General features: G+C 37.0%; 11 protein-coding genes. 2 read left to right on the top strand and 9 right to left on the bottom strand.

Annotation, left to right across the window (positions count from 1 at the left end; translation table 11 throughout):
* Positions 1 to 14: 14 nt before the first annotated feature.
* The 8 genes from VPAR_RS03960 to polA form a co-directional block, all read right to left on the bottom strand.
* Positions 15 to 320: a L7Ae/L30e/S12e/Gadd45 family ribosomal protein gene (locus tag VPAR_RS03960; protein ID WP_012864258.1), complete on the bottom strand. Its 306-nt coding sequence runs from the start codon at positions 318 to 320 to the stop codon at positions 15 to 17.
* Between the two features lie 12 nt (positions 321 to 332).
* The gene (rnpM, locus tag VPAR_RS03955) at positions 333 to 602 is read right to left on the bottom strand and encodes an RNase P modulator RnpM (RefSeq protein WP_012864257.1); all 270 of its coding nucleotides are present in this window, start codon (positions 600 to 602) and stop codon (positions 333 to 335) included.
* 2 nt (positions 603 to 604) lie between these two features.
* Positions 605 to 1,681, bottom strand: a complete 1,077-nt coding sequence (gene nusA, locus VPAR_RS03950) for a transcription termination factor NusA (RefSeq protein WP_012864256.1) — start codon at positions 1,679 to 1,681, stop codon at positions 605 to 607.
* A 17-nt stretch (positions 1,682 to 1,698) separates the two neighbouring features.
* Positions 1,699 to 2,157: a ribosome maturation factor RimP gene (rimP, locus tag VPAR_RS03945; protein WP_012864255.1), complete on the bottom strand. Its 459-nt coding sequence runs from the start codon at positions 2,155 to 2,157 to the stop codon at positions 1,699 to 1,701.
* Between the two features lie 263 nt (positions 2,158 to 2,420).
* Positions 2,421 to 3,116 (bottom strand): hypothetical protein, encoded by a 696-nt coding sequence (locus VPAR_RS03940; RefSeq protein ID WP_012864254.1) that lies wholly within the window; start codon positions 3,114 to 3,116, stop codon positions 2,421 to 2,423.
* The gene (locus tag VPAR_RS03935; RefSeq protein WP_012864253.1) at positions 3,100 to 3,654 is read right to left on the bottom strand and encodes a lytic transglycosylase domain-containing protein; all 555 of its coding nucleotides are present in this window, start codon (positions 3,652 to 3,654) and stop codon (positions 3,100 to 3,102) included. Before VPAR_RS03935 ends, VPAR_RS03940 begins: the two co-directional genes overlap by 17 nt.
* A gap of 160 nt (positions 3,655 to 3,814) precedes the next feature.
* Positions 3,815 to 4,417: a dephospho-CoA kinase gene (gene coaE / locus VPAR_RS03930; protein ID WP_012864252.1), complete on the bottom strand. Its 603-nt coding sequence runs from the start codon at positions 4,415 to 4,417 to the stop codon at positions 3,815 to 3,817.
* A gap of 29 nt (positions 4,418 to 4,446) precedes the next feature.
* Entirely contained in the window at positions 4,447 to 7,068 is a 2,622-nt protein-coding gene (gene polA / locus VPAR_RS03925; RefSeq protein WP_012864251.1) for a DNA polymerase I, read from the bottom strand.
* A gap of 267 nt (positions 7,069 to 7,335) precedes the next feature.
* Between polA and rpsT the strand changes: the two genes are divergently transcribed.
* Positions 7,336 to 7,596 carry a 30S ribosomal protein S20 gene (gene rpsT, locus VPAR_RS03920; RefSeq protein WP_004692998.1) on the top strand — a complete coding sequence of 87 codons (261 nt, stop codon included), beginning with the start codon at positions 7,336 to 7,338 and terminating at the stop codon, positions 7,594 to 7,596.
* 147 nt (positions 7,597 to 7,743) lie between these two features.
* Positions 7,744 to 9,948, top strand: a complete 2,205-nt coding sequence (locus tag VPAR_RS03915; RefSeq protein WP_012864250.1) for an RNA ligase — start codon at positions 7,744 to 7,746, stop codon at positions 9,946 to 9,948.
* Positions 9,949 to 10,063: 115 nt separating this feature from the next.
* Here VPAR_RS03915 and ade read toward each other — a convergent pair whose 3' ends face one another.
* Positions 10,064 to 11,737 carry an adenine deaminase gene (gene ade / locus VPAR_RS03910; RefSeq protein ID WP_012864249.1) on the bottom strand — a complete coding sequence of 558 codons (1,674 nt, stop codon included), beginning with the start codon at positions 11,735 to 11,737 and terminating at the stop codon, positions 10,064 to 10,066.
* Positions 11,738 to 11,744 lie beyond the last annotated feature (7 nt).

Genomic DNA, 11,744 nt, shown 5'->3' with positions numbered 1-11,744 from the left:
TACATACCCCCTTATTATCGATCAATCTCTTTAAGTAATGCCTTTGCAAATCCATCATCTAGTACGGCGACTACTACCCGAACTTCCTTACCAATGGCCGTTCCTAAAGCCTCTTTATCGGCAATACTGTGAAGTGGAATGTGATGGGTTTCTGCTAATTGAGTATATTTCTTTTCATTATTGGCTGCACAATCACTAGCGAGAAGTACTAATTTCGGTTCCTTTCTCTTTATAGCTTTTTCTACGATAAAATCACCAGAAATAACTTTTCCTGCTCGTTGCGCTAAGCCTAAGAGATTTAAAATTTTATCTTCATTCATGTATATCAGTGATTACTCATTCTCTTGTAAATCACGTTGTAACGCTTCATATATCTCTTTAGATACGCTATGCTTTAAGGACCGTTCTAATCGTTTTGCCTTATAGGCCTGCTCAAAACATGACATGGATTCACATAAATAAGCTCCACGTCCTGGTGCTTTACCGCTGCGATCAATAGTGATATTGCCGTCAGGACTCAAGGCTAAGCGAATCAATTCTCGTTTTTCCTTAGGTTCACCACATCCTACGCAAGTACGCATAGGTTGGGATTTTGGTTTCATGACTATTCACCATCCTCAGCATTGCCGAAACCTGTAAAAGGTTCTTCAGCAGCTTGAGTTTCACTTTTAATATCGATTTTCCAGTTAGTCAACTTAGCCGCCAAACGAGCATTTTGACCAGCCTTACCAATAGCTAAAGATAATTGGTAATCAGGTACTACTACATATGAAGATTTTTCTTCTTCGCTTACATCTACCGATACAACCTTCGCAGGGCTTAAGGAGTTAGCAATGTAAATTGCTGGATCTTCATCCCATTTTACAATGTCTATTTTTTCATCGTGTAATTCATCAACAATATGTTGTACACGTTGCCCTTTAGGACCTACGCAAGCACCTACAGGATCAATATTTTCATCACGACTATATACAGCGATTTTAGAACGCATCCCCGGCTCACGAGCTACAGACTTAAGCTCTACTACGCCTTCAAAGATTTCTGGAACCTCTAGCTCAAATAGACGTTTCAATAAACCTGGATGTGTGCGAGAAATCATAATTTGAGGGCCTTTCGTAGTTTTCTTAACCTCTACGATATAGCATTTAATACGATCTCCTTCACGGTATGTTTCTGTAACAATTTGCTCAGTTGGAGGCAAAATCGCTTCCGTTTTACCAAGATTGATAAATACATTTTTACCTTCAACGCGAGTAATAACGCCAGTGATGATATCTCCTTCACGGCTGTAATACTCTTCGTATACTACACTCCGCTCAGCCTCTTTTAAACGTTGAATGAGCATTTGTTTAGCAGTATGGGCAGCACTACGGCCAAAGTTGGCAGGAGTTACATCTACTTCTACTACATCACCAATCTCAAAACGTTTATCTTTTTTGCGAGCGTCCAATAAGCTGATTTCTGTTTCAGGTAATTCAACAGTTTCCACAACTTGTTTTTTAGCCATTACTTTATAAACGCCTGTTTCGCGGTCAATCACAACGTACGCATCTGGGTTAGATGTTGGTTCTTTGCGATATGCTTGCAACAATGCAGCCTCTAAGGATTCAAAAATAACCTCAGGAGCAAAACCTTTTTGCTTTGTAAGCACCATTACCGCTTGAATTAATTCTTGACTCACTCGTATGCCTCCATATATTAAAAATCAAGATGTAATCGAATTTGTGCAATGGTAGAACGTTCAAATGTCATGCTTTCACCATTGATAGTAAATTCGATAGTTGTGTCTGTAAAACCTTGTAATGCACCAGTAAATTGTTTACTACCATTAATAGCCTTAAACAACTGAATATCTACATCACGGCCATTATAGCGAACTAAGTCCTTGTCTTTCTTAAGAACTCGATCAAGACCGGGAGAAGATACCTCCAATAAATAGTTTTCCGTAATTGGATCCTTTTCGTCGAGGACAGCACTTAATTTTTCGCTCACCAACTGACAGTCATCCAAATCTACACCACCTGGTTTATCAAGGTAGACACGTAAATACCAATCCCGTTCACGTACATAGTCTACATCGACGAGTTCCATATCGGTGCCGGCTATAATACCTTCAACCACAGAGGATACAAACTCCTCCACTGCTTCTCTTTTCATAGCCATCGCCTCCTTACTTACTACATCTTGTATATATCTCTTGATAAAAACACTATAAAATTGAGCTAATCATAAATGAAAGAGTGGACATACGCCCACTCTTTTAAAAGATTTATATAAAAGTCATATATAGTATATCACATTTACTGCGTATATACAAATTCTACGTTTTCTAATGGGCATTAAAGAAACCAATCCCACATAAGTCATTTTATAAAAACAAACAAATGATAAAAAATAGCATAGTTAAATCTATCCAAACTTTAATCAATGCGCTCATTCAAACCTTTTAATATAGCACCTAAATGCTCGCGCAATAACAATGCTAAATCATCTAGATTTTTTGCATCTAAATGATGGTCAATTTCTGGATAGCTTTTATAACGAAGTTCCGCAAAGTATTCATCACGCAATTCATTATAATACAATAGTAAGCCTGTACACTCATCCATCTTGCGGTATTCGCCGATGATAAAAGACCCATTAATCATGTGAATCGCATGGGCTGGATCAATATCGCGTACAAAACCTTCTAACTCTTCAGGCATAGCTTGTGAAAAGTCCCATTCAGGAATCCCTCGGCGACGATAAGTAAAGGTAAAATTATTAGCAGGTTCTATTAACATATTGGTTAACCCTTTTACACATCGTTCTTGTAGCCCGATCCAAAAAGTCTCTAAATCGGCTCGCACAAAAGAAATGTCCACAAAGGAAAATAGTGGCATTTCTATATGTACTGTATAGTCCTCTACCTCTTTATCATATAAGGCTGACCAACGCCATCCTAAATCGTTTTGATAGTGGAAAATAGGTACCTTCAATACGTCTTCACCAGCACTAATACGATTAGCTAACTTTGTATAGTCAGTTTCAGTAGAGGTAACTAGTGTAAAGCCTTCAATAGATTGAGGCAACCATGAATAGTCTAAGGCTTTACAAGCTTCAATAATCGTTTCCATATAATGCCTCATATCTTTCTTGATACTGTAAGACTGCTTTTACATAGCTACGAGTCTCAGGAAACGGAATCGTATCAACCATTCCATTCCAGTTATTTTCGTGAATCCACGATTCCACATGACCACGACCAGCATTATAAGCGGCTAATGCTAGTACTTGATCCCCATTAAACTCCTTCAGCAAATGACCTAGGTACCAAGTACCTAGCTCAATATTTATAGTAGGTTCTTTTAATTGACGATCTGTATAATTGCCATGCCCAACTTGTTGTGCCACCCAACGAGCTGTATCTGGCATGAGTTGCATCAATCCAAGAGCACCGGTTTCAGACTCCGCTGTGTTTTTATACTTGCTTTCAGCTAAGATAACACTGGCCACCAAAGACGGAGGTACCTGCTCTTTCTCAGCTGCGGCTATAACTTCCTCTTTATAGTTAAAGGGATACGCGATTTGACGCGCGAAATGGTCATCTAGATATGTAAAATAAAACCATCCTAGTACGACACAGGATAGTGCCGTTGCCGTTGCACGTTTCATATATCCCCCTTTCTACATACAAACTGAAAATAGTCATCAAAATCTAACATATAACAAATGCTAAACTAATATTATGCTAAGTTTTATGGGCTTATTATACCATTTATTACTATTATTTATATACCAAATTTGACACATAAAATGGCAATTATCAATTTTCTTATAGAACTGATTCAATACGCTCATTCCAGATGGTATCTAATTGTTTCTTTAAATCCAAAGTTGTACCATTATTATCAATGATTACATCCGCATAAGTCCGTTTGTCATCAAGACGCATTTGACTCTTAATACGAGCCAATGCATCCTCTTTGGTAAATCCATTGCGGTTCATTAAGCGCTCAATTTGAGTTGACTCATTCACATATACGAGCCACACCTCGTCCATCATGGTATACCACTCTCCTTCGATAAGTAAAGGAATGTCATATAGTAAAACTGGTGTATGCAGTGCCTCATAATGAGCTGTGAGCTCCATGATTCGATTTTGAATATGCTCTTTTAAACAACCATTCAGTTGTTGGCGTTTTTTTTCATTGTGAAAGATAATAGCCCCTAATGCTTCTCGGTTTAATGTCCTATCATCGTGCAATACATCGGTTCCAAATGCAGCTACAATTGCTTCTAGCCCTTTTGTACCAGGCTCTACAACTTCACGAGCCACAATATCAGCATCGATATACGGTATACCTTTATCCTTAAAATATGTAAGAACTGTACTTTTGCCAGATGCAATGCCACCAGTTAAGCCAATTTTAAACATATATACCTTCTATTAATTATAAATATATATTACTTTACTAATGCCCAGTTTTCTGCATGATGTACGTCTACAATAAGAGGTACTTGTAGCTCTACAACAGATTGCATTGTATTACGTAATAATTCCTCTATAGCTTCTAATTCAGAGTTCACCACTTCAAGTACTAGTTCGTCATGTACTTGTAATAAAAGTCGAGACTTAAAGTTTTGTTCTTCTAATTTTTGCTCCATTTGGTTCATGGCTAACTTAATAATATCTGCGGCAGTACCTTGAATTGGCGTATTCATTGCAGTTCGTTCAGCAAAGGAACGACGGTTAAAGTTACGACTATTAATATCAGGTAACTCGCGTTGACGACCAAACATAGTGCGAACCTTCCCTGTTTCATGAGCCTCTTGAACCATTCGATCCATATACTCTTTAACCTTAGGATAACGGCTAAAATAAAGATCAATATAGTTTTTAGCTTCACCCCGTGTAATACCAAGGTCACGAGATAAACCAAAGTCAGAAATACCGTAAATAATACCGAAATTAATCGCTTTCGCATGAGAACGTTCTTCGCTAGTTACATCATCTTGAGCTTTACCAAGCACCTCTGCAGCAGTAAAACGGTGAATATCCTTGCCTTCTACAAAGGCTTTAATCAATGCTTCATCACCAGATAAATGGGCTAAAATGCGCAACTCAATTTGGGAGTAATCGGCACTCACCAATGTATCATATCCAGCACCCGGATAGAATAAGGCACGAATTTCACGGCCTTTTTCGGTACGAACAGGAATATTTTGCAAGTTCGGATCAGATGAGCTAAGTCGACCTGTAGCCGTAACCATTTGATTGAAAGTCGTATGAATACGACGAGTCTTATCATTGATAAGAACTGCCAAACCTTCACAATAGGTAGATACTAATTTAGCAACAGAACGGTATGCCAAGATTTTTTCAACAATCGGACTTTCGTGACGAAGCATATCCAGTACTTCCGCATCTGTAGAATAGCCGGTCTTAGTTTTCTTGATGATTGGCAAGTTCATCTTTTCAAACAAGATTACACCCAATTGTTTAGGTGAATTGATATTGAAATTTTCTCCAGCTAATTCATAAATCTCTTGTTGTACTTGGGCTAGTTCCTCTTTAAAACGAGTTGTTGTTTCCGCTAACTTCTCTGTATCGATATAGATACCATTCTTTTCCATCACTACTAAAGTATGAATCAAAGGCAACTCAATCGTTTCATATAAAGACCATAACTCTTCACGACGAGCAGATTCACAAGCTGCTTCGTTCATGGCGAGTAATGCTTTCACCATGGATACGCATTCTACATCTACACTACCGCTAGCAATGCTAGGTACAGAGAAGCGCTCAGTTAGATATAGATATCCATAATTAGTACGCGTAGGATCTAATAAATACGCAATGAGAGACATATCGTGAACACGAGCAGTTTTATCAGCATTAAATAAAGAAATCTCAGCTGGCACATCTGCACCAAAGGCTTCGATAATCTCCTTGGTCTGAGTTGTAACGATGGCTTTAGCACCTTGTAAAACAGCTAAAACAGCTTTAGTATCGTCTGTTTTTACAATAGTATCACCATTAGATAGATACGTATTCGTTACCGTTCTAAATGGTGTTTTTCCATCTAATATAACATGTACTGCTACCGTTTTATCTTTATAGAAGTCGGCTGTTAATACTTTAGCATCTGCTAAATCATCTAAGGAAATCTCCTCTTGTGGTGCAAATAATGAGCCTGGATCTCCAAAAGCTGCTTCCTCGCCCCCCATTACTTGAACAATGCGAGGTGTTAATTTAGTGAAGCCTAAAGTTTCAAATAAAGGCTGTACTTCAGAGGTATGGAAGTTTTGTACAAAATCTTCTACTTTATAAGATAACTCCATATCTGTTTTTATTGTTGCCAACTCACGAGATAAAAAGGCTAACTCTTTATTCTCTACGAGACGCTCTTTTAATTTCTTACCAGAAATGTCTTCAATATGTTCGTATACAGATTCAAGATTGCCATATTCGGTAATTAATTTAAGCGCTGTTTTCTCACCTACGCCTGGTACACCTGGAATATTATCGGAAGAGTCACCCATAAGCGCCTTCATTTCGATAACCTTATCAGGACCATAACCATAAAGCTCCTCCATATTATCTAGAGTAACTTCTAACATATCAGAAATACCTTTTTTAGTTAAGAACACATGACTATGTTCTGTTACAAGCTGTAAATTATCACGATCACCTGTAATAATTTGGACAGCCATTTCAGGGGCTCCAAACTTTTTACTTAAAGATCCAAGAATATCATCCCCTTCAAAGCCTTCTTCTTCGATGACACAAATACCCAACGCTTTTAATACATCTTGAATTAAACTAAATTGTGGACGCAAATCCTCAGGTGCATCTGGACGATTTCCTTTGTATTCACTATACATTTCAGTACGGAATGTTTGACGACCTTTATCAAAAGCTACGGCAATATAGTCAGGATTAATTTCTTCATACAATTTAATGAGCATTGTCAAGAAACCATATACTGCATTGGTTGGTGTTCCCAAAGCGGATTTTAATGGTGGTAATGCAAAAAATGCACGGAATAACAAACTGCTGCCATCTATAATCATTAATTTTTTCATAATACACCTCACTTAATTCTATTCTTCATTATAACATAAGGACACTTTTAACTTTCATAAATAAAAATTAATATATTGTTACACTAGAAAATGAGTAAGTAATTTGATTTTAAAAACCACATATATGCTTTCCTTAATAAACAGTAGAAAATGTTTTACAAATCATGTCATTAAGGAAAATATTGGGCTGAAAAGTCCTTGCGTATCAATATTTGGTATGATATAATCATTCAGGTATAAGAAACGATTTTTAAGGAGGTGACTCAATTGCCAAACATTAAATCCAGTATTAGAAGCGTAAAAACGGATGCTGAACGTCGTGCGAAAAACGCCGCTGTAAAATCTCAAATTCGTACAGCAGCTCGTAAAACCGTTGAAGCTGTTCAAGCAGGCGCAGTAGAAGAAGCAAAACAAGCACTTGTTCATGCTACTAGCGTAATTGATAAAGCAGCCTCCAAAGGTGTACTTCATAAAAACACTGCAGCTCGCAAAAAATCTAACCTTGCAGCTAAAGTAAACGCTTTATAATTTTAAAAGCAAGCAAGACAGTCTCTCGGATATCCGTTGAGACTGTTTTTTTTATGCCCTTTTCTTATTTAATTATAAAATAATTTTTCGTTTATTATACAATTATATTTTTTTTACGCCCTATGGGCAGATTAGAGGACTATTACTATGAGAACACTATTATTAATGCGTGGTGCTCCTGCTAGTGGTAAGTCTCAGTGGATTCGTGATAACAATCTTGAGGCTTACACCCTTGAAGCCGATCATTTCCGTATGCTTTTACGTAGCCCTTCCCTTAGTGAGAATGGCTGGTATATTTCACAAGAGGATAATGGTCCAGCATGGAAGCTCCTACTAGATTGTTTAGAAAAACGAATGAGTAATGGCGACTTTGTCGTCTTAGATGCTACCCACACTACATCTAAAGCTGTTAATGCTTACAAAGAATTACTTAACAAATATAAATATACTGTATATTACTATGAACCAGATACATCCTTAGAGGATTGCTTGGCCCGTAATGCGACTCGCGCCGATTACAAACGCGTGCCAGAGCAAGTCATTCATCGTATGTACAAAATGATTAAAACAAGTACATTACCAAAGTTTTGTAAAAAAATTAACTCTATTGATGAAATCAACAATTACTTCACTGTTAATCTAACAAATAGATATGATCGTGTGCGTGTTATCGGTGATATTCACGGTTGCTACACCGCATTACAACAAGCTATTACACCATGGGATGAAAAAACATTATACATCTTCTGCGGTGACTATTTAGAACGCGGTATTGAAAACAAAGAAATGATGTACGAAATGATGCGTCTCAGCACATTACCTAATACAATTATGTTAGAAGGCAATCACGAGCGACATATTGCAAACTTTGCATTCCATACAAGTTTAGATCGTTCCAAACGCTTTATGAAAGATGTGGTAGCACCTATCATAAAGAATATGACGAAAAAAGAAGTGGAATCACTCCAACGAGAACTGCGACTCTTTTATAAATCACTTCATCAATGTTATCCATTTAGCTTTCATGGCAAAAAATATTTAGTTTCCCATGGTGGTATCTCCTATGTGCCTAATATGACCTTCATAGCTACCTCAACCTTTATTAATGGGTTTGGCGCTTACGAAACAAATATCGCTAATATTTATGATACTAATTACGAGCAAAATATGTGTCAGGACTTCATTCAAATTCACGGTCATCGTGGCGTTCCAGATGGAAAGTACTCCTTCTGTTTGGAAGGAGAAGTTGAGTTTGGTGGAGAGCTAAAATACATCGATATTACAGCTAATACTTTCACAAAAAATGGAATAAAAAACGATGTATATGATAAAGATTATATGCGCCATGAATTCCAAAATATGACACAACATGTCATCTTCACACAAAATGAAGATATTAATATTATTGGCAATTCAAAATTAGTAAAAGTAAAACAATGTTTTCCTAACCTATATTCCTTGAACTTTACCTCTCGTGTATTTCATAAACGATTATGGAATGAAAGTACAGTACAAGCTCGTGGATTATTTGTGGATCGAATAACAGGAGATGTGAAATTACGTAGTTATAATAAATTCTTTAATCTTGGTGAGCGTCCAGAAACTGAGTTAGATAATCTAGCTAATACTCTCTCCTTCCCAGTTGAAATTAGAACTAAAGAAAATGGTTACCTTGCCATTCTTGGCGTTATCAACGAAGAATTAGTATTTGCCTCTAAATCTACAACAGATGGTGTACATGTAGATTTATTTAAAAACCTATTCCATAGATTACCGGAAGGCTTACAAGCAGAAATCAAAGATTTATTAGCACGTAATAGCTGCTCTATGATATTTGAGGTCATCAGCCAAGAGGATACTCATATCATTAAATACGACCAAGACCATCTCTATGTACTCGATATGATTCAAAATACTCTAGACGTAAATGGTAAGCATATAGATGTACCCTTCTCTAGAGAAAAATTAGCTGAACTTTATACGATTTTACAAAAATATGACACTGACTTGATTTCCATTGTTAAAACAGTTCAACAAGTTTCTACCATGGATGAACTCCAAGGCATTATAAATAAGGAACTAAATTCATTCCATGAATCTGAAGGCTTTGTATTAGTCGATAGCAATGGTTTTATGACTAAATTCAAAGGTCCTTATTATAATACGTGGAAGCACAGACGAAATCGCATTCTAGAGCCATATCAAAAATTTGGTAAAATTCCATATGGAAACTGTAAAAATGAAGATGACACTAAATTTGCAGACTTCCTTGGTTCATTAGATTATGATGTAGTATGTAAATCTACCATACTTGATATTAAAGATATGATGGAAAATCAAGGCTTGCTATAATTAAATAAACTCATCCTGTTTCAAGGATAAAAGCAAAAGGGACTGCAACTAGAATGTGGTAAAACCACATTCTGTTACAGCCCCTTTTTATATTAGCTTTTCATTAAACTTAACACTAGAACTCCATCACACCTGTAGTAGTGATTCTAATTTCTGGAATTACAGTTAATGCAAGGAAACTCAAATTAATAAAAGGATCTAGGCCTTTCGGCACGCCCATACCGTAAGCAATATCTTTCATCTTAGCTACTTTTGCATCTACTTCTTCGTGAGGTCGATTTGTGATTAAGCCCATTACTTCAAGAGCTAGTTCCTCTACTACTTTGCCTTTACTAGCAATGACATATCCGCCGCCAATTTCGCGAATACGCTCAATAGCAACCATCATATCTGCATCGTTGTCGCCAACAACAATCAGATTATGTGAATCATGTGCAAAGGATGACGCAATAGCACCATTTTTTAAATTGAAGCCTTTCAAAATACCAATACCATTTCTACCAGATGCTTTATACCGCTCGATACAAGTAATTTTATTGTACTCAGCATTAGGCTTGAACAGTCCATTTTCAACAGGAACCTCTTCAACAGTTTTTTGTGTAACTATTTGCCCAGGTACGATATTAATAATCGCTTGCGGACCTTCAACAAAAACATCTAATTTATTCTTTGTGAAAGTACCTATATTAATCGTATGCAGTAATTCAGCTGGTACAACCTTCTCTTCTCTTACGAGAACACGTTCAATCGTTTTTCCTTTATAAAACACCTCGTGAATATCTACGCGTTGTTCATCATTAAGAATTACAAGATTAGCACTATAGCCGGGTGCAATAGCGCCTAAATGTTTCAAACCGTAGCATGATGCCGGATGAGTGGAGGCCATTTTATAAGCTTGGATTGGTGTCAGTCCCAGTTCAATAGAACGACGAATATTATAGCTGATATGGCCTTCTGAACGAATATCCTCAATATGTTTATCATCTGTACAGAAACCATAACGTTCCGTATTCCCTTGCTCTTCTACGAGCCCTTTCACAATGGAGTCTAGATTATGAGCCGCACTGCCCTCACGAATCCATACATAGATACCATTTTTAACTTGCTCTTTTGCTTCTTTGTAGGAAATACATTCATGATTTGTAGTAATGCCTGCCAAACGATAACTTACTACTTGCTCTGGTGAAAGTCCAATAATATGTCCATCCATAATTGTATCTTTAAAGTAATCTAACTTTTTCATCATGTAAGGATCACTATTGATAACACTATAACAGTCCATGACTTCACCTAATCCTAAAATACGTGGATTAGCTTGTAGCTTATGTAACATATCTCCATCTAAAATAGCGCCATTATCTTCACCTGGTACAGCGGGCACACAGGATGGAGCCATAACATATACATCACCTTGAGCCGATGCAGTTTCATTGATCATGTACTCAACACCTGCAATACCTGCAACATTGCCTGCTTCATGAGGATCTACTATAAAGCCTAAAGTCCCTACTTGAGAGGCTTCAAAGACTAATTCCTTAGGATTTACTAATGTAGACTCTAAATGTAGATGACTGTCGATAAAGCCAGGTACTATATATTTACCACTATAATCATATTCTGTTTCACCGCTATAGGTACCAACGCCTATAATCGTATCATCATGAATCGCAACATCCGCTTTTACCCATTCATCGGTGAATACATTTAAAACAGATGCCCCCTTTAATACGACAGTAGCCTTATCCAACCCCTGTGCCTGTCGAGAAATTTTTTCATTAAATTGTATCATATAAGGA

The sequence above is a fragment of the Veillonella parvula DSM 2008 genome (assembly GCF_000024945.1).
Classification (GTDB): domain Bacteria; phylum Bacillota; class Negativicutes; order Veillonellales; family Veillonellaceae; genus Veillonella; species Veillonella parvula.
Note: the sequence above shows the minus strand (reverse complement) of the source record. Positions and strands in the feature narration are given on the sequence as shown.